The organism is Nitrincola lacisaponensis, from assembly GCF_000691225.1.
Classification (GTDB): domain Bacteria; phylum Pseudomonadota; class Gammaproteobacteria; order Pseudomonadales; family Balneatricaceae; genus Nitrincola; species Nitrincola lacisaponensis.
On record NZ_JMSZ01000032.1, the window covers coordinates 326,114 to 348,581 of the forward strand.

Annotated in this window: 21 protein-coding genes; 15 read left to right on the plus strand and 6 right to left on the minus strand. The window is 51.7% G+C overall.

Annotated features, from left to right (window positions below):
- Positions 1-26: 26 nt before the first annotated feature.
- From ADINL_RS11630 to ADINL_RS11665, 8 genes are all read left to right on the plus strand, one after another.
- Entirely contained in the window at positions 27-1,502 is a 1,476-nt protein-coding gene (locus ADINL_RS11630; protein ID WP_051632758.1) for a protein adenylyltransferase SelO, read from the plus strand.
- 155 nt (positions 1,503-1,657) lie between these two features.
- Entirely contained in the window at positions 1,658-2,137 is a 480-nt protein-coding gene (locus ADINL_RS11635) for a lipase family protein (RefSeq protein WP_036548002.1), read from the plus strand.
- Positions 2,138-2,194: 57 nt separating this feature from the next.
- The gene (locus tag ADINL_RS11640; RefSeq protein ID WP_036548004.1) at positions 2,195-2,920 is read left to right on the plus strand and encodes a hypothetical protein; all 726 of its coding nucleotides are present in this window, start codon (positions 2,195-2,197) and stop codon (positions 2,918-2,920) included.
- Positions 2,917-3,654, plus strand: a complete 738-nt coding sequence (locus ADINL_RS11645; RefSeq protein WP_036548006.1) for a hypothetical protein — start codon at positions 2,917-2,919, stop codon at positions 3,652-3,654. Before ADINL_RS11640 ends, ADINL_RS11645 begins: the two co-directional genes overlap by 4 nt.
- Before the next feature lie 137 nt (positions 3,655-3,791).
- Positions 3,792-4,544, plus strand: a complete 753-nt coding sequence (locus ADINL_RS11650; protein WP_036548009.1) for a DUF599 domain-containing protein — start codon at positions 3,792-3,794, stop codon at positions 4,542-4,544.
- Positions 4,545-4,637: 93 nt separating this feature from the next.
- Complete coding sequence (gene htpG, locus ADINL_RS11655; protein ID WP_036548012.1) at positions 4,638-6,563, plus strand: molecular chaperone HtpG; 1,926 nt, start codon at positions 4,638-4,640, stop codon at positions 6,561-6,563.
- 181 nt (positions 6,564-6,744) lie between these two features.
- Positions 6,745-7,050, plus strand: coding sequence for a c-type cytochrome (locus ADINL_RS11660; protein WP_036548015.1), 306 nt, complete (start codon positions 6,745-6,747; stop codon positions 7,048-7,050).
- 49 nt (positions 7,051-7,099) lie between these two features.
- Entirely contained in the window at positions 7,100-7,999 is a 900-nt protein-coding gene (locus tag ADINL_RS11665) for a GGDEF domain-containing protein (protein ID WP_036548018.1), read from the plus strand.
- Between the two features lie 50 nt (positions 8,000-8,049).
- Here ADINL_RS11665 and hisC read toward each other — a convergent pair whose 3' ends face one another.
- Together hisC and ADINL_RS11675 are read right to left on the minus strand one after the other, a co-directional pair.
- Positions 8,050-9,093 carry a histidinol-phosphate transaminase gene (hisC, locus tag ADINL_RS11670; RefSeq protein WP_036548022.1) on the minus strand — a complete coding sequence of 348 codons (1,044 nt, stop codon included), beginning with the start codon at positions 9,091-9,093 and terminating at the stop codon, positions 8,050-8,052.
- A 94-nt stretch (positions 9,094-9,187) separates the two neighbouring features.
- Positions 9,188-9,661, minus strand: a complete 474-nt coding sequence (locus ADINL_RS11675; RefSeq protein ID WP_036548025.1) for a MarR family winged helix-turn-helix transcriptional regulator — start codon at positions 9,659-9,661, stop codon at positions 9,188-9,190.
- Positions 9,662-9,922: 261 nt separating this feature from the next.
- Here ADINL_RS11675 and ectA point away from each other — a divergent pair, with 261 nt between their 5' ends.
- From ectA to ADINL_RS11695, 4 genes are read left to right on the plus strand one after another with little or no spacing between them, the layout of a single operon-like run.
- Positions 9,923-10,447 carry a diaminobutyrate acetyltransferase gene (ectA, locus tag ADINL_RS11680; protein WP_051632759.1) on the plus strand — a complete coding sequence of 175 codons (525 nt, stop codon included), beginning with the start codon at positions 9,923-9,925 and terminating at the stop codon, positions 10,445-10,447.
- A 52-nt stretch (positions 10,448-10,499) separates the two neighbouring features.
- On the plus strand, positions 10,500-11,774 hold the full coding sequence (ectB, locus tag ADINL_RS11685) for a diaminobutyrate--2-oxoglutarate transaminase (RefSeq protein ID WP_036548028.1): 1,275 nt from the start codon (positions 10,500-10,502) through the stop codon (positions 11,772-11,774).
- A 26-nt stretch (positions 11,775-11,800) separates the two neighbouring features.
- Entirely contained in the window at positions 11,801-12,187 is a 387-nt protein-coding gene (locus ADINL_RS11690) for an ectoine synthase (RefSeq protein WP_036548030.1), read from the plus strand.
- 24 nt (positions 12,188-12,211) lie between these two features.
- On the plus strand, positions 12,212-13,639 hold the full coding sequence (locus tag ADINL_RS11695) for an aspartate kinase (protein ID WP_036548032.1): 1,428 nt from the start codon (positions 12,212-12,214) through the stop codon (positions 13,637-13,639).
- 51 nt (positions 13,640-13,690) lie between these two features.
- Here ADINL_RS11695 and ADINL_RS11700 read toward each other — a convergent pair whose 3' ends face one another.
- Both ADINL_RS11700 and ADINL_RS11705 read right to left on the minus strand, forming a co-directional pair.
- Positions 13,691-13,885 (minus strand): PA3496 family putative envelope integrity protein, encoded by a 195-nt coding sequence (locus tag ADINL_RS11700; RefSeq protein ID WP_036548034.1) that lies wholly within the window; start codon positions 13,883-13,885, stop codon positions 13,691-13,693.
- A gap of 142 nt (positions 13,886-14,027) precedes the next feature.
- Positions 14,028-15,770, minus strand: coding sequence for a PHA/PHB synthase family protein (locus ADINL_RS11705; protein WP_051632760.1), 1,743 nt, complete (start codon positions 15,768-15,770; stop codon positions 14,028-14,030).
- Between the two features lie 395 nt (positions 15,771-16,165).
- On the opposite strand from ADINL_RS11705, the gene ADINL_RS11710 reads away from it, so the two are divergent.
- On the plus strand, positions 16,166-18,904 hold the full coding sequence (locus tag ADINL_RS11710) for a bifunctional acetate--CoA ligase family protein/GNAT family N-acetyltransferase (protein ID WP_036548036.1): 2,739 nt from the start codon (positions 16,166-16,168) through the stop codon (positions 18,902-18,904).
- 34 nt (positions 18,905-18,938) lie between these two features.
- On the opposite strand, the gene ADINL_RS11715 is transcribed toward ADINL_RS11710, so the two are convergent.
- Positions 18,939-19,277, minus strand: coding sequence for an ArsR/SmtB family transcription factor (locus ADINL_RS11715; RefSeq protein WP_239644378.1), 339 nt, complete (start codon positions 19,275-19,277; stop codon positions 18,939-18,941).
- Positions 19,278-19,443: 166 nt separating this feature from the next.
- Between ADINL_RS11715 and ADINL_RS11720 the strand changes: the two genes are divergently transcribed.
- Both ADINL_RS11720 and ADINL_RS11725 read left to right on the plus strand, forming a co-directional pair.
- Entirely contained in the window at positions 19,444-20,148 is a 705-nt protein-coding gene (locus tag ADINL_RS11720; protein ID WP_193364964.1) for a transglutaminase-like cysteine peptidase, read from the plus strand.
- Positions 20,149-20,194: 46 nt separating this feature from the next.
- Positions 20,195-22,120 (plus strand): bifunctional diguanylate cyclase/phosphodiesterase, encoded by a 1,926-nt coding sequence (locus ADINL_RS11725; RefSeq protein ID WP_036548039.1) that lies wholly within the window; start codon positions 20,195-20,197, stop codon positions 22,118-22,120.
- On the opposite strand, the gene ADINL_RS11730 is transcribed toward ADINL_RS11725, so the two are convergent.
- Positions 22,107-22,457 carry a hypothetical protein gene (locus tag ADINL_RS11730; protein ID WP_036548041.1) on the minus strand — a complete coding sequence of 117 codons (351 nt, stop codon included), beginning with the start codon at positions 22,455-22,457 and terminating at the stop codon, positions 22,107-22,109. The genes ADINL_RS11725 and ADINL_RS11730 overlap by 14 nt on opposite strands.
- Between the last annotated feature and the right edge of the window lie 11 nt (positions 22,458-22,468).

The window sequence follows — 22,468 nt, forward strand, 5'->3', positions numbered from 1 at the left end:
TGATCAGCGTCTGGATGGAGAGCCGCATGCAAGCCCTGCGCACCCTTGAAACACTCAATTTCGATAACAGTTATGCGCGTTTGCCGGAGCAGTGGTTTCAACGCACGGCGCCTAAGCCGCTGAAGAACGCACACCTGATCAGCTTTAACCCGCGTGTTGCAAAACATCTGGATCTTGATCCCTGCCAGTCACACCCGGATGCCCTGGTTCGCTATTTTGGTGGAGAAATCCCGGTACCGGGCGCTTCTCCTCTGGCCATGAAATATACCGGCCATCAGTTTGGTCATTACAACCCTGACCTGGGCGATGGCCGTGGTCTGCTGCTGGGAGAAGTGGTCAATCAGCGTGGTGAACGCTGGGATCTGCATTTGAAAGGAGCAGGGCAGACGGCTTTCTCGCGCTTTGCAGATGGTCGTGCCGTGTTGCGTTCCAGTATTCGGGAATACCTCGTCAGTGAAGCCATGCATGGATTGGGCATTCCGACAACCGAAGCGCTGTGTCTCATCGGCAGTGAAGAGTTTACCTCGCGGATTGGTATGGAACCCTGTGCCATGCTGCTGCGCGTGAGCCGTTGCCATGTGCGCTTCGGACATTTTGAATGGCTCTACTACAGTCGTCGGCATGATGAGTTGCGGCAACTGGCTGATTACTGCCTGCAACGTTTCTATCCCGCTTGCCTGGATGCCGATAATCCCTATCTGGCGATGTTTGAAGAAATTCAGACACGCACTGCATCGTTGGTAGCGCTATGGCAAACATACGGCTTTGTACATGGGGTACTGAATACAGACAATATGTCGATTCTGGGTGAAACCTTTGATTATGGTCCCTATACCTTCATGGACACTTACGAGCCGGACCATATCGCCAATAAAAACGATGATGCGGGTCGTTACGCTTTTTTCCGTCAGCCAGCGATCGTACACTGGAATCTCGCCTGTCTGGCGCAGGCGCTATTACCACTGGCAGAGCGCAGCCAGCTGGAAACAGTTCTTGAGCGCTTTCCCGCGCAGCAAGCTGAGTTCCAGTTGCGCCGCCAAAAAGCGCGCCTGGGGTTGCAGGGGAAGGATGCTGGCGATGCACAACTGGTTGAGCGCCTCTGGCAGCTGTTCAAACAGCAACGCACAGACATGACCCGTTTCTTCGATTGTCTGACGGATGCTCCAGATACTGAATCCCTCCCGGAAATACTGACAGAGTTTACTCAGGCAGCGCCTCAGGATTGGACAGACTGGTGGACTCGCTATCAACAGCGGCTTCAGCATGAAGCCTCCAGCGCGCCGATCCGTCGACAGCAGATGCGCTCAGTCAATCCCCGTTACCTGCTGCGCAACTACATGGCGGAAGAGGCGATACGAGAAGCGACGCAGGGTGACTATCGTCTGGTGAACCGCCTGTTGCCGCTGCTGCGTCATCCAGGTGACCTGCACACAGACCTGGAGTCCTATCGACAGCCGCCACCTGATTGGGCGAGAGCCATCTGTCTGACCTGTTCATCCTGAGTGGTGTTTTCTATCCGCTCGCCTCGGTAGGCATTGTATCTGTGTGCATATTTTACAGGGGCAGGTGTTTATCTTAGAATCATTGGCAGGAGTAAAACTGAACGCCTCTGCAAGGATGTACGCAGAGTGAGTCATCAAGGAATAAGGAAATAAAGATGCCCAGCCTGTTAGAGCTCGCGCGAGCCTGTGAAGCAAGTTATAAAACTGAACCTAAATTAAGTGGCTGGACCACTCTGCATGAATATGGTCCAAGATCCAGTGGTTTTTTTGGTGTGCTTTTCCGGCGCCAATTAGACAATGGTACTCTTGAAAATATTCTGGCTTATCGAGGCACTGAGGGCCTTCTGAGTGTCGATATGCTCAGCAATCGTGACATTCTCCGCGGGCGCATGGTCAGGCAATTTCCTGATGCGTTAGCGTCTTTAAGAGATGCGATTGAAAAAGCTGGTCCTCAAGTAGATTTGTATATCACCGGCCATTCTCTAGGCGGAGGGCTCGCCGCCCTGTGTTCTGTGGATAAATGGCGTCGAAGCAAGGGCGCGAGAAAGACTCCCCGAAACCCACCGTCATCGCTCAGAATTAGGCATGATTCCCACATTACAACTCAGAACCAATACAGCCCTGTGCGCGCATAGCATCCGCAACCTGATTCAAGTCCTTGAACGTGATCCCGTCTATCAGGAGTCTCTCGAATGGTCATAAAATTTCAACGGCTATTGGTGCTGGGCAGTCTTACCCTCCTGCTCAGCGCCTGTCAGGAAGTCAGTACTGAGCCAGCGGGTTCTATAGGTGACTTAAGTGCCGCCTGCCGGGAATTTAACGATGGTTTGGTGTATAACGCTGAGTTTGCCCGTATCTTTTCCTTGGAGACTGATCAGGCGATAGAAATGGACCCCGGTTTGATGGCTGTGCGGGTCTATTGGACAGAATTGGTTTATGTGCCTGATAGTCCAAAGATGCAGATGCAATTGTATCTGGAACCAAGCATCAACCTGCAATTTCCTAAAGATGAAGGCACACATAATGGTTTAGAGTATCTTGTCAGGAGCGGCTTTCGTTATTTCCAGCACGGGAATGTGCCTTTTGATATTAGTAACGATGAATTCAATTTTCGCTATGTGATTCAGGATGGTGATGAGCTGGTCTCGACCTATCTGTATCGCTATCGCACCAATCTCACAAGTACAGGCATTCAAGCCATTGAGTTAGGTACAACTTTTAGGCGTAATCCTGTGGTGTATTTGTATATCGGTGAGGATGACCCATTAGAGAGTGGAAGAGGTCAGCTTCGACATGATCTGGCTGCAGGCAAAAGCCATGATCCTGAACGCTTTCTTAAACTCCGCATACCCAGGGAGCTTCAACCCATCATGCAGTCCCCCTATCGTCCCTGCCAAGGGACAACGGTGCAGCGATGAAGTATGGTCTGGTTTGCATAGCGATCTTTGTAGTCTTTTGCGGTCAAACATGGGCTGCCGCGTCTGCTGATGAAGGTTATGCGCAGTCAGCTCAGTTGGAGCAGCACGTGTTTACCTGTCGTGAATTTAACGATGGTTTGGTCTATAACGCTGAGTTTGCTGACGTTTTCTCACTGGATACAGCACAAGCGATTGCATTGGATCCGGGGTTGATGGCGGTAAGAGTCTATTGGACAGAAATGGCCAATCACCTTGATGAGCCGATGATGCAGGTCCAGCTATACCTTGAACCTGAAGTGAATTTACAGTTTCCAAAAGATGAAGGCACACATAATGTTGTAGAGACGTTAGTACGCAGTGGCTTCAGATATTTTCCGCATCGCCCTTATGCTTACCCAGATAACAATGATGAGTTTAATTTCCGCTACGTAATTCAGGATGGAGAAGAGCTCGTCTCCACCTATTTGCTGCGTTATCGTACAAATCTGACCAGCAGTGGCATTCAAGCCATCCAACTTGGTACAACCTTTAGACGCAATCCAGTTGTTTATTTGTATATCGGTGAGGAGTCTCCACCCGATAATCGTCAAGATTTAGGTGGCCTGCAGCATGGTTTAGCAGTTGGAAAAATACACGATCCTTCCAGGTACCTGAGACTCCGTATACCCAGTGAGCTTCAACCCATCATGCAGTCACCCTATCGTCCCTGCCAAGGGACAACGGTGCAGCGATGAAGTATGGCCTGACGGCTGTGTCATCATATGAATGTTTATGAATGTAAATAGATTTATAGTGTATAGAACTCCTGAGGTTATAGAGTTCGGCCATCTCATCCTTTAGACTAAGGGCGTCATAGGTTTGGAGTCTCCAGATGGAAATCCTGCAGCGGTTCTTTGAAGAAAATTGGCTTAATCTGCTGGCACTGGTTTGGTTTCTGACCTGTTTCAACGGTTATATGTACTATGCCCGTATCAAGAGTTATACCACGCCTTGTCTGGCCAGCGTGCTGCATATCTATCGTACCGAGTGGATGCGTCGTATGTTGACTCGGGATAACCGCATTTCTGATACAACCGCTATTTCCAACCTGGAACGCAGTGTGTCCTTCTTCGCCAGTACCACGATTCTGGTGATGGCCGGTATTCTCACCGTAATGAGTTCTACTGAGCAGGTGATCAACCTGATTGAAGACCTGCCGTTTGCCATGCCTGCAACACGGAAGGAGTGGGAACTCAAACTGCTGGTGATGTTGCTGCTGTTTGTCTATGCCTTTTTCAAGTTTACCTGGAGCCTGCGTCAATATGGCTTTGCTTCAGTGATGGTGGGCGGTGCTCCGTTACCGGAAGAACAGCTCAGTGAGCGCGAGCGTGAAGCACATGCAGCCCGTGTAGCGAAAATGACCTCGATGGCCGCCAACAGCTTCAATATAGGCTTGCGTTCCTACTACTTCAGTATTGCGGTGCTCAGCTGGATCATTAATCCCTGGCTATTCATGGCGTTGAGTGCTGTTATTGTATTTGTGCTCTATCGTCGAGAGTTCCGTTCCTCAACACTGACCACACTGATGATGAGTTCTGAATTGAACCGTCCGGTGATTTCCAAAGTGGATAATGGCACCCAGTGACTTGAAACCCTGAAATTTGCCCCTATATCTCTGCCAGTGAAAAGGCATTCAGCGCCTTGATCCAGTGACATCAAACAGGAGTCTGAGGTAGAGATGAGTACAGAAACCCAGAAAGAAACACTTGGCTTTCAGACCGAGGTTAAACAACTATTGCATCTGATGGTGCATTCGCTTTACTCCAATAAAGAAATTTTTCTGCGCGAACTGATTTCCAATGCCTCGGATGCCGCTGAAAAATTGCGTTTTGAAGCCCTGGAAAAAGGGGATCTTTATGAAGGTGACTCGGAACTGAAGATTCGTGTCAGCTTTGATAAAGAAGCAAAGACGGTCACCATTGAAGACAACGGTATTGGTATGAGCCGTGAAGAGGTGATTGAGCATCTGGGTACGATTGCCAAATCAGGTACAGCGAGCTTTCTGTCAAACCTGACCGGCGATCAGTCCAAGGACAGTCAGCTGATAGGGCAGTTTGGTGTGGGTTTCTACTCTGCCTTTATTGTTGCCGATCAGGTGGATGTCTTTACCCGTCGTGCAGGTGCTGGCATCTCTGATGCTGTCCATTGGTCATCTCGGGGCGAAGGTGAATTTACCATTGCATCGACTGAAAAAGCCGGTCGTGGTACCCGTATCGTGCTGCATCTGAAAGAGGGTGAGGAAGAGTTTGCCGATGGCTGGCGTTTACGCAGCCTGGTACGCAAGTACTCGGATCATATTGCCTTCCCGGTGCTGATGGAAAAAGAAGCCGCGCCTGTCGTTGACGATGCAGAAGAAAAATCCGAGACTGAATCCAAAGCGCCTGAGTTTGAAGCGGTCAACAGTGCTACAGCACTCTGGACACGCAGCAAGGGTGACCTGAAAGATGAAGAGTATCAGGAGTTCTACAAGCATATTTCCCACGACTACAGTGAGCCCCTGACCTGGGCGCACAACAAGGTCGAAGGCAGTCTTGAATACACCAGTCTGTTGTATGTTCCGGGCCATGCACCCTTTGATCTGTGGAATCGTGAAGCACCACGTGGGCTGAAACTCTACGTCCAGCGCGTGTTCATCATGGATCAGGCGGATCAGTTCCTGCCGTTGTATCTGCGCTTTATCAAGGGTGTGGTCGACAGCAACAACCTGTCTCTGAACGTTTCCCGTGAGATTCTGCAGCGCGACCCCAGTGTCGACAAGCTGCGCAGTGCCTTGACCAAGCGTGTATTGGATATGCTGAGCAAACTGGCCAAGAGCGATGCTGAAAAGTATGCAGGCTTCTGGAAAGAGTTTGGTCAGGTGTTGAAAGAAGGGCCGGCTGAAGACTACGCGAATCGCGACAAGATTCTCAAGTTGCTGCGTTTTGCATCCACGCACACGGGTACGGCCGATCAGTCAGTTGGTCTGGAAGACTATGTAGCGCGGATGAAAGAAGGTCAGGAAAAAATCTTCTACGTCGTTGCCGATAACTACAATACCGCCAAGAGCAGCCCACACCTGGAGATCTTCCGCAAAAAAGGCATCGAAGTGCTGTTGCTGACAGATCGCATTGATGAGTGGATGATGAGCCAGCTGTTCGATTTCGAAGGCAAGTCTTTCCAAGATGTCACCAAGGGGGAGCTCAACCTGGGTGAGGTTGAATCTGAAGAAGAGAAGAAACAACAGGAAGAGAGCGCCAAGCAGCTGGAAGGCTTGCTGGAGCGTTTGAAGCCGGTGCTGGAAGCTCGTGTATCGGATGTGCGGGTAACACATCGTCTGACAGACTCGCCAGCCTGTCTGGTGCTGGGTGACTATGATATGGGCTTGCAGATGCGCAAGATCATGGAAGCTGCGGGGCAGAAAGTGCCGGACAGCAAGCCGATCTTTGAGATCAATCCGGAGCATCCATTGATCAATAAACTGGATCAGGAGCCGGACGAAGCTCGCTTTGCCGATCTGGCGCTGATTCTGCTGGATCAGGCTGATCTGGCAGCAGGTGGTCAGCTGGATGATCCAGCAGCCTATACTGCACGTCTCAATAAGCTGTTACTGGAATTGAGCGCGTAACCCTGTCCAATCGTGCGGTTCCTTGCTTTGGTGCAGGGGGCCGCACTCTCTTCAGCTTTTGTTCATTTCATGTTGATATTCTGATACCTGTATCCAGGCATCGGTGACACATTCTTATCGATTTGTGCGTCACTCTGGTTTATGCTTGGGTAAAAACACTTCAACCTGTCAGGATATATCGATGAAAAAAATAATTGCCCCCCTTTCATTTGTGCTGTTGTTTGGTAGCCATGCTGTATTTGCCGATGCTGAAATCGAAGCAATTGTTGACCGCCACTGTCAGGCTTGCCATGATTCAGGATTAGCAGGTGCGCCGAAGATGGATGATGCTGATAACTGGGCACCGCGTCTTGCCAGTGGTATTGATGCCATGACACAAACTGTTATCAGCGGTAAAGGTGCGATGCCACCGAAAGGCACCTGCTTCAGCTGTACCGATGAGCAACTGAAGGCAGCTGTTGAGGTTATGGTACAGCGCTTGAAGTAATATCCCTCTTAAGCACTTCTAACATTAACAGGCTTGGGGAGAGACAGGCATGTCTGAGGAACAGAATAGGCTGACGGATTCATTCAATGCTTTGCTGGCATTGACCTCTGATTTGGTGCTGGTCATAGAAGATGAAAAAATCATTCGGGTCAGCCCGGGTGATGAAGACTGGCTGTTGGTGAGCGAGTTGCCCGGCAAGCTGCTGGAAGACCTGTTTCCGACCGACTATCTGACACTGTTGCGTGGCTATATTGAAACGGCCCGGATTCAGGGGCAGGTGGTCAAAAATGAGCTGGTTTTCCGCCCGGATCATCAGCATGCCTTCAAGGCGCTGGGTTTAAAAGAGGTGATCTGGTTCCATAGTCGGATGATTGTCACTGACTCGAATCAGTTGATCTGGTCTTTGCGAAACATCAATGACCGTAAAAAACTTGAGCGTCGTATCACCAGTCAGGCGCAACGGGATCCTCTGACCGGTGCCTATAACCGACGTGCCTTAATGCCTGTGCTGGAGCAGAATATTGCTCAGGCACAGCGCTATGATGGCGTCTGCAGTATGCTGCTGATTGATATTGATGATTTCAGTGGTATCAATGATCTGCATAGTTGGGATGGTGGTGATCAGCTGCTCCGGCATCTGGTGACTGAGCTGCACCGGATGAAGCGTACCGCGGATTTCCTGGCGCGTTTCAGTGATGACCAGCTGGTGCTCTTCCTGCCGGAAACCAATCATGACCAGGCCTTGCTGGCAGGTGAGCGTGTACGCCGTCTGGCCAGTGATCTGGAGCTGCCTTTCGCCACGGGTAATATTGGTTGTACCGTCAGTGTCGGTGTGGCAACACTGGCAGGTATCGAAGATACACCAGAAGATATGCTGCGTCGGATAATGGAAAACCTTGCGGTTGCACGCCAGAGTGGTGGTAATCGTGTCGAGGGTGAGTCCTTCTGAATATCGGACCGCAGGCACAGCGCTTAATAGCAGTGCCTGCGATCTGCCTGTTACAGCTTCTCGATCAATTGTGCCATTTCGGCATCTGTGCCGATAGTGATGCGCAAAAACTGATCAATACCTGGGCGAGTGAAATGCCGTACCAGGATATTTTCATTACGTAACTGCTGCATCAATTCCCGGGCATCCCGTTCAGGATGGGTCACAAAAATAAAATTCGCAGCGGAAGGAAGTACTTTAAAGCCCTTGCCTGTCAATGCAGCGGTGGTGTGCTCGCGTGTATCCATAATACGCTTGCAGGTTTCACGGAAGTAGGCATCATCCTGCATGGACGCTGTTGCTGCTTCAATTGCCAGCATGTCCAGAGGGTAGGAGTTAAAGCTGTTCTTGACGCGCTGCAAGCCATCAATCAGATCCGGGTGACCATAAGCCGCACCAATACGCATGCCTGCCAGTGAGCGTGCCTTGGAGAAGGTGTGCGTGACCAGTAGATTGGGGTAGCGCTTAATCAAGGGGATCACGCTTTCTGCACCAAAATCCACATAGGCTTCATCCACCAGAACAACAGTCTCCGGATTTTGCTGCAACAGCTGTTCAATCCGCGCAAGCGGCAGGGCGATGCCGGTAGGGGCATTGGGGTTGGCGAAAATAATGCCGCCATTGTCCTGCTGATAATCGTCCAGGTTAATTCTGAATTCTGCATCCAGCGGTATGCGTCTGGCATCAATGTTCAGCAGATCACAATAGACCTCATAAAAACTGTAGGTCGTTTCCGGCATCAACAAGGGTTTGTCATGACGGAAAAAGGCCATAAATGCCAGGGCCAGTACTTCATCAGAGCCATTACCCAGGAATACTTCCTCTGCATTCAGGTTGTGATGCCTGGCCAGGACGTTTTTCAGCTTGCCGGCATCCGGGTCAGGATACAGGCGCAGGCGTTCGGTCGGGAAGGCGTGCAGGGCTTCCGTCACTCCCGGTGCCGGTGGATAGGGGTTTTCGTTGGTGTTCAGTTTGACCAGATTGAGCACTTTCGGCTGTTCGCCGGGTGTATAGGGCACCAGGGAGCGAATAGCCGGGCTCCAGAATTTACTCATGACGGCAATAGTCCTGACTTGACGAAGATATAACGGAATCGTGAAGGCCAGAGTCTAGCAGATCCGTTGCGGAAGATACCACTTCCGTGTGCAGTCATGAACGATCGAGAGGGCCGACATCCAGCATGGGGGCAGCATCCAGCGTATCTGCGCCAAGCAGACTGGATATGCGTTCCAGTGATGAAATAACCATTGATTGCTCCCAGGTTTGCATCTGTTCGAATGCTGTAATCAGGCGATCCTGCAGCGTAGCAGGCGCCGATTTAAGCAGATCGAGTGCTTCATCCGTCGGATACACCAGAACCTTGCGCTTGTCTTCCTGGCTGCGTACCCGGGTGACCAGTTGTTTCTTTTCCAGTCGATCCAGAATGCTGGTGACGGTAGCCTGGGTCAGGTTCATTTCTTTGGCCAGTGCGCCCACGGTCATGGGGCCTTGCATGTGCAGGGTTTGTATTGACATAAGCTGAGGCATGGTCAGCCCGGTGACGCGGCTCAGCTGTTTGTCGTGGAGCTCGGTAGCGCGGATGATCTGGCGCAACAGCACCAGTACGTCCTGACTTTTCTGCATAAGTGTTTCCAGTTCTTCCGTCGTGCAGGGATAAAAGTCGCTCTTTTTAGCCTTTTCAGGCAGGTAATGCAAATGGATAGGCGTCACCTCCGTTTAACTATATTGTAATGCAATACGATATATTATTGGTCGCTATATTGCAAAAGTCTCTATTTATAAGGCTTATAGTCCATTAGTTATGCAATCAAGCTTCGGGGTTGAAATGTTCATTGTGATATGTTTTATAATAAATGCATAGCAAAGCTAAATATCAAGGATACTATGGATAAGTACAACACAGGAAGCGATACATTGATTTTTCGTAAGCCCCAGGCAACAGATGGTCAGCCGTTGAATGCGCTGGTTAACCGTTGCCCGCCGCTGGATACCAATTCAACCTACTGCAACTTGTTGCAGTGTACTCATTTTGCCGATACCTCCATTGCTGTTGAAAATGCAGATCAGGCACTGGTGGGATTTATTTCCGGTTATATACCGCCAACACGTCCGGATACGCTGTTTGTCTGGCAGGTTGCAGTAGATCCGGGATGTCGGGGACAGGGGCTGGCGCAACGTATGTTGAAGGCACTGGTTGAGCGTTGCCGTACAGAGCAGTCCATTCGTTATATAGAAACAACTATCACACCTGGCAATTCGGCTTCAGAGGCCCTGTTTACCCGGGTATATACAGAGTTACAGGCACCGATTGAAAAGACAGTACTTTTCAGTCGTAAAACACATTTCGCCGACCAGCATGATGATGAAGTGCTGTGGCGCGGCGGTCCTCTGGACACACGTCAGGCCTGATCGCCGGACTGTCCAGATTGATACAGAATCCCATCTAACATGAGGAGCAACAATGAATATCTTCGAACGGGTTGAATCCGATGTACGTACCTATTCACGTTCATTTCCGGTCGTGTTCAACAAGGCAAAAGGCGCATCACTGTTTACTGAAGACGGTAAGGAATATATCGATTTTCTGGCAGGTGCCGGTACGCTGAATTACGGACATAACCATCCGGTACTGCAGAAAGCCCTGGTCGATTATGTGCTGTCTGATGGCCTGACGCACGGGCTGGATATGTACAGCGCTGCCAAGCGTGAATTTCTGGATACTTTTCATGAGGTGATCCTGAAGCCACGCGGTATGGAAAAATTCCGTGTGCAGTTTACCGGTCCGACCGGTACCAATGCGGTTGAAGCTGCATTGAAACTGGCACGAAAAGTGACAGGTCGCAGTGAAATTGTGTCCTTCACCAATGGCTTCCATGGTGTTTCCGGTGGCGCATTGGCCTGTACCGGTAATGAGCATCACCGTGGTGGCATGGGTGCCAGTCTGGCAGATGTCACTCGTATGCCGTTCGATGGCTACCTGGGAGAGGGTGTTGATACCACCGAGTATCTTGACAAGGTACTGTCCGATCCTAGTAGCGGTATCGACCATCCGGCGGCTGTCATTGTCGAAACGATTCAGGGTGAGGGTGGTTTGAATGCCGCCTCTTTTGAATGGCTTCGTAATCTGGAAAAGGTCTGTCGCAAACATGACATGCTGTTGATCGTGGACGATATTCAGTCTGGCTGTGGTCGTTCAGGTCACTTCTTCAGCTTTGAGAAAGCAGGTATCAAGCCGGATATTGTGACCTTGTCCAAATCCTTGAGCGGTTATGGTCTGCCATTTGCGGTCACCATCTTCCGTGATGAGCTGGATCAGTGGTCGCCAGGTGAGCATAACGGTACTTTCCGTGGCAACAACCACGCATTTGTGACAGCAACAGCTGCATTCAAGACGTTTTGGCAGGATGACAGTTTTGCAGCAGAAGTGCGTCGCAAGGCAGAAAAACTGCGGGCAGGTCTGGGCGCGCTGATCAATAAACATGGCAAGGGCAGCATGCTGTTGAAAGGCCGTGGTCTGATGAGTGGTATCGAGTGTCCGGACGGTGAGCTGGCTGATCGGGTGACCAGCATTGCATTTGAAAAAGGCCTGGTAATTGAAACCAGTGGTGCGCACGGTCAGGTGGTGAAGTGCCTGGTGCCGCTGATTATTACCGACAAACAGATTGAGTTTGGTTTGAGCGTATTGGATGATGCTTTTTCACAGGCATTGGCTGAGCGCAAGCGTCAGGCCTCCTGATTAACCCTGAACAGAAGGAATAAACCGTGATTGTACGTACGTTAAAAGAGTGTGAAGCTTCAGAACGTTGTGTAAAAGCAGAAACCTGGCAGAGTGTCCGCATGCTGCTGAAAGATGACAACATGGGCTTCTCGTTCCACATCACGACCATTTACAAGGGGACTGAAACCCATATCTGGTATCAGAACCATCTGGAATCGGTTTACTGCATGAGCGGTTATGGTGAAGTGGAAACACTGGCAGATGGCAAGGTGTATCCGATTGAACCGGGTACGCTGTATATCCTCGACAAGCATGACGAGCATCTGCTTCGTGCAACCAGTGAAGATATGGTCATGGCGTGTGTCTTTAACCCGCCCTTAAGCGGCAAAGAGGTTCATGACGAAAACGGCGTTTACCCGCTGAGCGAGTAAAAAACGACCCGGACAGGAGTCACAATGCATACAGTTGAAAAAATCGGCGGCACTTCAATGAGCCGCTTCAGCGAACTGATGGATACCATCTTGATGGGTAACCGGAAGGGCGCAGCACTTTATAACAGAATCTTTGTTGTTTCAGCCTACGGTGGCATGACCAACCTGCTGCTGGAACATAAAAAAACCGGTGAGCCGGGTGTGTATGCCCGCTTTGCCGAGGCTGAGAATGAAACGGCCTGGCAGTCCAGCCTGGATCAGGTACGCACGGAAATGCTGGCAAAAAATGCCGAGCTGTTCTCGGGTGATGACCGGATTAAAGCGGATCGATTCATACTGGAACGTATTGACGAGGCTGCCAGTTGCATGGCTAACCTGCAGAAACTCTGTTCTGTTGGTCATTTCCAGCTCCAGGATCATCTGTTACGTGTGCGCGAAATGCTGGCATCACTGGGGGAGACTCACAGTGCATTCAACTCGGTATTGGCCTTGCAGAATGCAGGTGTCAATGCGCGCTTTGTGGACCTGTCCGGTTGGCATCAGGAGCAGCCACTCAGTTTTGACGAGATGATTCAGACCCACTTTCAGGATATTGACCTGACGCGTGAGCTGCCAATCGCTACAGGTTATGCGCATTGCCAGGAAGGGGTGATGCGGACCTTTGATCGAGGCTATAGCGAGATGACCTTCAGCAAGATTGCTACCTTGACAGGGGCGCATGAGGCGATCATCCACAAGGAGTATCATCTCAGCAGTGCCGATCCGGCAGTGGTGGGTCTGGACAAAATTGTCACCATCGGGCGCACCAATTACGATGTGGCCGACCAGCTTTCCAATCTGGGTATGGAAGCGATTCATCCCAAAGCAGCGAAAGGCTTGCGTCAGCAGGGCATCAAACTGCGCATCAAAAATGCGTTTGAACCGCATCATGCCGGTACCGTCATCAGTAATGATTACTGCAGTGCATCGCCCTGTGTGGAAATCATTGCCGGACGCCGTAATGTCTTTGCGCTGGAGATCTTTGATCAGGATATGCTGGGTGACAGTAATTACGATATAGAGCTGGCGCGATTACTGCATCAGCTGAAACTTTATATTGTGAACCGTGACTCTGATGCCAACAGCATTACCTACTATGTGGCCGGCACCCGGAAAATGGTCAATCGCGCAGTGCGGCTAATCAATGATGTCTACCCGGGAGCAGATGTAGACCTGAAGAAGGTTGCCATTGTGTCTGCCATAGGTTCAGACCTGAAGGTTTCCGGAATTCTGGCAAGAACCGTGTCCGCGCTGGCCTCTGCCAATATCAGCATTCAAGCCTTGCACCAGTCGATGCGACAAGTGGAGATGCAGTGTGTGGTGAATGAGGAAGACTACGAAAGTGCTGTCAAGGCGCTGCATCATGCCTTGATCGAACAGGAAGATCATGGCGATGTGATCTGTGCCGCTTGATGCAGCAGATGTGAAGAGATCGCCCGGTTTCCGGGCGATTCTTGCAGAGGCTCAGGCGTGCTCGTCAAAAACGTCGCTGATCTGTTTCATCAGGCGGCGTTCTTCCATCAAATCTTCGATCTGACGGCGGCGTTTGCCGTTATATTTGAGACGGCTGCGGCCAATCTCTTCCTCTTCTGAAAACTGTTCGTTCCAGTCATCCATCTCATCGACAGAGACCTGATCGACACGTACTTTTGTGCCCATCTGTTGTACTCTCAATACAAAAGTTAATACTTAATCCCTTTCTCCGGATGCCGGTTCCTCCATACCGGCGAATATAGTGCCGAATGGGTACGGCTCAAAATTAAAAAAAACTATTAAATTTGAATAAAAAACCAATTAATCGCTATTTCTCCAGTACGTAGTTTCCGGGTGCATCACATAAGGGATACAGACCGGATTCCGGACTGCCCATCTCGGGTGGCAGAGTATATTCCGTCGATTTGGATTCCAGCCAGCCGACCCAGGGTTCCCACCAGGAGCCTTCATGCTTTTGATGCTGCTGCAGCCATTGCTCTGCAGGGATATGCTTGTCTTCAGCGCGTTGCTGGCCAATCTGGAAACTGCGTCTTGGGCGTCCTGGTTCGCTGACAATGCCAGCGTTATGACCACCACTGGTCAGAACAAAGGTGATCTCGGTGTTACACAGGTCATGAATTTTGTAGACCGAGCGCCAGGGTGCTACATGGTCTGTCAGGGTCGCAACGGCAAACACCGGGGCGCGTATATCCCTGAGTGAAATCGGACGGTCATTGACAATATAACGTCCACTGGCCAGATCATTGTTGAGGAACAGCAGTCGCAGGTATTGCGAATGCATGCGATAGGGCATGCGTGTAGCGTCCGCATTCCAGGCCATCAGATCATTGGTGGTGGGTTGGTCACCCAGCAGGTACTCATTGACCATACGTGACCAGAGCAGGTCATAGGAGCGCAGAAGCATAAAGGCCCCCGACATCTGCTTGGTATCCAGATAGCCTTTCTCCCACATCATGTCTTCCATGTAGCTCAGCTGGCTTTCATCGATAAACAGCATCAACTCCCCGGCTTCGGTGAAGTCAGTCTGGGCGGTAAACAGCGTTACCGATTGCAGGCGGTGATCTTCATCCCGAGCCATGGCTGCTGCAGCAATCGACAGCAGTGTGCCGCCAAGGCAATAGCCAGCCGCATGCACCTTTTGATCCGGTACAATCTTGTTGATGGTATCCAGTGCCGCCATGATGCCTTTTTGGGTGTAGTCCTTCATCGACAGATCACGGTCTTCAACTGTCGGGTTATGCCAGGAAATCATGAATACAGTGAAGCCCTGATCGACCAGGTACTTGACCATGGAGTTATGCGGCGATAAATCCAGAATGTAGTACTTCATAATCCAGGCGGGCACGATCAGGATAGGCTCGGCCCTGACTTTCTCAGTGGTCGGGCTGTACTGGATCAGTTCGATGAGCCGATTACGGTAGACGACTTTACCCGGAGTGACTGCCAGATCACGGCCAACTTTCAGATCACCCTCATGCGGCGGCTCTTCCAGCAGACTGTGCTGCAGGTCTTCAACCAGCTTTTGCATCCCTTGTACCAGATTCATGCCGCCACTGGTAAGGGTGCGATTGGCGACCACCGGGTTGGTCAAGGCAAAGTTGGTGGGAGACAACATGTCCAGCCATTGGCGTGCGGAAAAGGTGACCATATTCTCATGATGCTTGGCGACACCGGGGATATTGGTGGTCGCATAATGCCACCACTGTTCATGCAGCATGAAGTTTTGTGAAATGACATTGTAAGGAAACTTGGACCAGGCCGGGTCTTTAAAACGACGATCATCCGCGAGCGGGTTGATAAAGGGCTTGATGTCAGGGTCGAAGGGAGCCCGTGACGCCCACAGCAAAAAAGCGGAATGCTTGCGCAGCATGTTTTCCATCATTTCAGCAATCTTGCCCGGCGAGTGACCCATATGAATCAGCCAGTCCATATAGGCAAGCAGCAATGAAGCGGGTGACATGCCTTTGGTAAAGCGTCCTTCCATCGCATGAATCATGCGGTCGAGTGTTGTCTTGATCTCGGGCATCGTCGCCCCTTGAATACCTGTCATAATCACTCCCTTAAATAGCATTCTTCTTCACTTCAGTTTAGTCAAACACAGCCCCGGTCATCCAGCCCTATTAGTAAATATACTTATGTCAGGCAGGGTGGTTGCACGGTTTGGTTATTCTTGGTGCCAGTCCGGGGTAGTAGTACCGCTACCGTGTGACTCGCTTTTCGTCCTCCATGACCGCTCGACTGCCGCCTTCCTTGGCGGCAGTCGAGCCCTCAGGGACGAGTTCACGGCGAGTCAGATAGACCTGACCAAATCTGCCTGACGACCCGGTTATTGTATAGAGTTTTACGATAGTTAATGACAGTACTTTTGCTGCATGTGCGAAATGGATAGAATGGTTTACACTAAAGTCTGAACAGCCCCGTCCGCCAAGACGAAGGAACGAGTCCATGTCCACCAAATACCTCAAGCGCTTCTTTCGACCCCGCTCGATTGCCGTATTCGGTGCCTCTGAACGGCATGACAGCATGGGAGGCATCGTGCTGCGTAACCTCCTCGACAGTGGCTTCAAAGGCCCGCTGATGGCGGTGAACAAGGAAGGTTATGCCCAGGTCAATGGTGTGACCTGCTACGAGAGTGTCAGTGCTCTGCCTGAAATGCCGGATCTGGCAATCATCTGTACACCACCAGACAGCGTTGCAGACCTGGTACGTAAACTGGGCGCGAACATGGTTCGGGCGGCAATGATTCTGACGGGTGGGCTGACACTGGAAAGTGTCACCGGGCAGGGCAGTATCAAGGACGAAATACGTGAAGCGGCGCGCTCCTACGGTATTCGTATTCTGGGGCCAGACTGCATGGGAATGCTGATTCCCGGTTCATCGATGAATGCCAGTTTCTCGCATGTAAATATCCGCAAAGGCCGCGTGGCCTATGTCGGACAGTCCGGGCTGATCGGTACGGCAATGATCGATTGGGCCAATGGCCAGGAAATCGGCTTTTCCCACTTCCTGACGCTGGGCGATGGGGTGGATGTTGATCTGCCATCCATTATCGACTATCTCGCCGGAGAACCGACCACTCACGCAATCCTGTTGCAGATGGATCGGGTGATCGGACCGTCACGAAACTTTATTTCGGCCTTGCGTGCCGCCTCGCGTAACAAGCTGGTGCTGGTGTTGAAGTCAGGCATTATCCCGGACGGCCGTATGCCAGTTGTGACCTGTGAAGGTATCGCGGATCAGGACCGGGTATATGATGCCGCCTTGCGTCGGGCCGGTGTGGTACGGGTTGATACCTCGGATATGCTGTTCAATGCATTGGAAACCCTGACACGTATGAAGCCGATGCGGGGTGAGCGTCTGGCAATTGTCTGTAACGGCATGGGACCGAATGCGCTGGCCTATGACCGTCTGCGTGCTCGCAAAGGGCAATTGGCCGAACTGGCGGAGGATACAGTACAGGATCTGGCAGCGGTGCTGCCTGCTCACTGGAATGGGCGCAACCCGGTTGACCTCAATGCGGATGCCACGCCCGAGCGCTATGCTGAAGTGATTGCGCGTCTGGCCAAAGATCCAAATGTGGATGCGGTGCTGTCCATTCATGCGCCCACACGTATGGCTCCCAGCGTGGAAACTGCCGATGCTGTGGTTAAAATTGCCAAGAAAACGCCGCGTAATGTGCTGACCTGCTGGATGGGGCGTGAATCGGCCATAGCAGCACGAAACCGCTGTAACGCCTCGGGCATCACCACTTTTCTGAATCCTGAAGAAGCTGTAGATGCTTTCATGTTCATGGTCGAGTATCACCGTAACCAGCTGGTCATGCGGCAGACACCTGCTCCATACCGTATCGACAATCAGCCAAACCGTCGCAAGGCCGTTGATCTGATCGAGCGGGTGCTGGAAGAAGGGCGCGACTATCTCAGCCATTCTGAAGCCTGCGACCTGCTCGACCTGTACGAAATTCCGACTTCCAACACACACTATGCAGAAGATATTGACAGTGTGGTGGAAATCGCCCGACAGCTGGGTGGTTCAGTCGCCGTCAAGGCGTTACATCAGGATAATGTCTATCCGTTCAGCTATGAGCGTGACAGCAGCCGTAACCGCTGGCGTGATCTGGCACTGGATCTCTATTCCATGCAGGAAGTGCGGCATGCGACAACCAAGCTGGCATACCGTGTCAGCGAGCGTTATCCGCCAGAGCAGCAGTTTGGCTTTGCTGTACAACAGATGAAACGCGGCTTTCAATCTCTGCAAATCAATCTGGGAATCACCCGCGATCCGGTATTCGGGCCATTGGTGATCTTTGGTATTGGCGGCTACACCGCAGATACGCTGGCGGATCGTGCGCTGATGTTGCCCCCCATGAACTCAGCGCTGGCGCAGCAGTTGGTGCGTCAGTCCCGGGTCTATGACATTATCAGTGAAAACTCCGAATGGCCGGAGCGAGACCTGCAAAATCTCAGTGATCTGCTGATCAAGCTGGGGCAGATGGCGGTTGAGCTGAAACAGTTGAAAACACTGGAGATCAATCCGTTGCTGTTGAACAAGCGCGGACTGCTGGCGGTGGATGTCAGTGTCGCGCTGGGTGAGCCGGCAGCCTTGTCTGTATCGCCTTATCCGGAGTATCTGACTGAACAGATTCGCCTGAAGCGCTCAGGACGCCAGGCTGTGCTGAGGGCCATTCGCGGTGAAGACGAACCCGCCCATCTGGAGTTCTATAATCAGCTGTCGCCTGAATCGATTCGATTGCGTTACTTCTACAGTCGCGGAGTACCAACCCACCAGGAATTAGCGAACTGGACACAAATCGATTACGACCGGGAGATGGCGTTGATTGTATCGGCCCCGAAACTGGACGGGGAGGGCTATGAAACTCTGGGCGTGGTCAGGGCTGTCACTGACGCTGACAACATTCGTGCCGAGTTCTCCGTAGTGGTGCGTGATGATCTGCAGGGAGAGGGGCTGGGTGTGATTCTGATGCAGAAAGTTATTCAGTACTGTCGTGATCGGGGAACCTTGATGATTATGGGGTCTACCTTACCCTCCAATAAAGGGATGCAGGCCCTGGCGCGCAAGCTCGGATTCCGTAACAGCTACAATGCGGAAGAGGATGTGATCGACATGAAGTTGATGTTGCATGAACCCACCGAAGACTGGCAAATTCTGCGGCTGCAACACTGACCGCCTGGCGGTCAGTGGCAGTTAACCCGTGTTGTTAAAGCGTTGGGCAGAAAATATCGTGTAATGTACCGATCAATCGCTTGGCCTTATCTCCCTGGAGAGAGTAGTAGATAGTTTGTGACTCGCGGCGTGTTTTAACCAGGCCATCACGTCGCAGCAAAGCCAGGTGTTGCGATAGAGCCGACTGGCTCAGATCCAGAAAACTGTTCAACTGGGAAACCGAGAGTTCGCGATCACCCAGGTAACACAAGATCAACAGGCGGCTGTCGTTACCCAGTGCCTTCATCAGTCGTGCGGCTTCTGCCGCGTTTTGTTTCATCAGTTCAAGGCCATCGGCCGGAAAGTCGGACTCCTGTGCGGTATCCGATGTCATAGCAGCTTTCAATTCAGTCACCCCAATATAATATTTTTTGTGATAGTCCGCCTATTTTATATAAACTTAAGGCTAATATGAAAGCGTGTATTATACTGTTGCAGAATCAATATATTCCGCCAGGCTCAGGCATACCTGACGTTTCACCGAATAATGGATTAAATTCATGCTGATGCGACTGTTCCAGCCGCGATATATTCGTCTGTTGGTCCTACTACTTGCGGTAGCCGGACTGCTGATGAGCCATGGCTTGTTCAGTCGCGCCAGTATTGATTTCGATCGTTTTCACCGGCAAATGGAAAGTCGCTTCGGTGCACAGCGAGCCAATGTTTCACGTAGCTGGGAGGCCATGCTCAGACAGGCCGCCCAGGCTGAGACCGAACGCCAGAAACTGGAAATCGTGAACCAATTCGTTCATCAGCATATCCGTTATCGTACCGATCAGCGTCTCTATGGTGTGGAAGACTATTGGGCTTCACCACTGGAAACCCTGGGGCATGGTATGGGAGATTGCGAGGATTACGCTATTCTTCAGTATGTCAGCCTGCGACAGGCCGGCATCAGTGATGACCGCTTACGCCTGATTTATGTTAACGCCCGTATGGGGGGGCCGCGCAGCTCGATTACCCAGGCCCATATGGTCCTGGGCTACTATGCAACCCCTACATCGGAGCCATTGATACTGGACAGTCTGATTGCGAATATACACCCGGCCTCACAGCGCCCGGATCTGTCGCCGGTGTTCAGCTTTAACAGTGAAGGTTTGTGGGCGGGTGGAGCAACGTCACCCGCTGCCAGTGCCACAGCCCGTTTGTCTCGCTGGCGAAATGTGCTGGAACGTATCCAGCAGGAAGGAGTAAGTTTTCAATGAAAACCGTCTGTAGCCGATCGGATTTCAGCAAAAGGGAGAGTCAGTCATGTCACTGATCCGTCAACTTTGGATAGCGGTCGTACTGATGATGTCAATTGCCTTCATCAGCAGCTTCAGCATCAGCACCTATAAAGCGAAAGCCTATTTCGAGGAGCAGCTGTTACTGAAAAATATCGATAATGCAGGCTCGCTGGCACTGACGCTCTCTCAGATCGAAAAAGACCCGGTCATGCTGGAGCTGTTAATTGCGGCACAGTTTGATACTGGCCATTATCAGCGCATTGAGCTTCTGGACCCCGAAGGGCAGCCTCTGCAACAGAAAATCTATCAGGGCGAAGACCCCAGTGGTGTGCCCCAGTGGTTCCAGCGTATTGCTGCGTTGGACATTGAGCCAGGCGTTGCCCAGGTGCAGGATGGCTGGTTTCAGTACGGAACACTTTATGTAGAAAGCCATACCCGGTTTGCCTATCAGGCGCTCTGGACAACCACCCGTGATCTGCTGTTGTGGTTTTTACTGGTTGCTCTGGCTGCCGGTAGCCTGGGAACCCTGATCCTCAAATTGATTACGCGCCCACTGGATGATGTCGTACAGCAGGCGGAGGCGATAGGCGGGCGGCGCTTTATCCTTTCGCGAGAGCCGCGTACGCTGGAATTTGGGCGAGTGGTCAAGGCGATGAATATTTTGTCTGACCGTATCCGTTTGATGCTGGATAGCGAACGTAAGCGTCTTGAAGAGATGCGTTACAAAAACCAGCATGATGCGCTGACCGGCTTGGCAAATCGTGAATACTTCTTTACACAGCTGGATACCCGTCTGGACAGCGACGATCAGGACAGTCAGCACGCACTGGTGCTGATTCGGGTGCGTCACCTGGCAACCTTGAACCAGCAGCTCGGCCATCGTCAGACAGATGCCTTGTTGACAGGGGTCGCAGAGGCTATCCAGGCGACGCTTCAGGAACTGCCCGACAAGTTTACCCAGGCCGATGCCGGGCGCTTGAATGGCAGTGACTTCGCTTTGTTACTGACGGACGCCAGTGATCTGGCTGCCGTCAGTGAAGGCTTGTTGCATAATCTGGTAGCGCTTAGCGCAAAGTACGAGCAAGGCCCGCAGCTGCCCCTGGCGGCCAGCTATTTCTCACCAGCTGACAATCGTGCCAGCCTGATGATGAAACTGGATACGCTGCTGGCGCAGGCTGAACAGCGTGAAATGACCTGCAGTGAAATTACCCTGGCCACGCAATCTACACTGCGTTTTCATAATGCCGATGAGTGGCGCATGGTACTCACTGAAGCACTCATGCGTGAGCGCGTTCGTGCAGAACACTATCCGGTGGTTGCACTGGATGGCAGCCTGATACACCGGGAAGTCATGATGCGGATGGAACTGCAGGGGCAGCTGCATACCGCCGGATTCTTTATTCCCTGGGCCAGGCGTCTGGGCATGCTGCCGGAGCTGGATGTTGCCATGGTGGCCTACCAGCTCAAACAGCTGCGAGACCGTAGCATCACAGGGCCTTTGGCAATCAACCTGTCTGCCGAAACGCTGGCTGATCTGATTGCGGTAAACCGTCTGCAAAGTGAACTGCAGCAGGCTGGTAATCTGGCTGAGCAGCTGTCCTTTGAGGTCAGCGAGCGGTGTGTGGTTCAGCATCCGCAGGTGTTCCGTGAATTCTGCCGTCAGATCAAGCCATTGGGCTGTCAGGTGGGGCTGGAACGGGCCGGTGCCGATTTTGCCCGTATCACCAATTTGCAGGAGCTGGGTCTGGATTACATCAAGGTAGACCATGCGTTTGTGGCCGGACTGGCTGGCAATATCAGCAATCAGAACTTCCTGCGAGGTTTGGCAACACTGGGGCATTCAATCGGCTTGCAGGTTATAGCTGACGGCGTCAGAGAAGCTGAGTTGCGGGACTTGCTGGAATCACTGGGGTTGGATGCCTGGACAGGGCCAGCCGTTACAGAAACCTGAGGCTGTCCTCATCCTCATCGTCGCCAATCAATTTCAGGCTACGATGGTTTTCACGCAGGTTTTGGCGGTTTAGCAGCTTTTGCTGAGCCGCTTTAGGCAAGTCAGTGAATTGAATAACACCCTTGTGTGTGAGCAGGTCGATCACGTCTTCCAGTACCCTGACCAGCTCGGTATCACTGCGTTCCAGCGTTGTTTGCGCCACGGTAGCCTTGCAGGCTTCACATTTCAGATAGTCGAGGAACTCCTCAGACCGGTCATCGGCTGCTTCCGGAAACTCCACGCTCTGCGTTTCACTGATACCGACGATTTTGCCGCAATGATTACGCTTGATGAACATGCCTATGACTC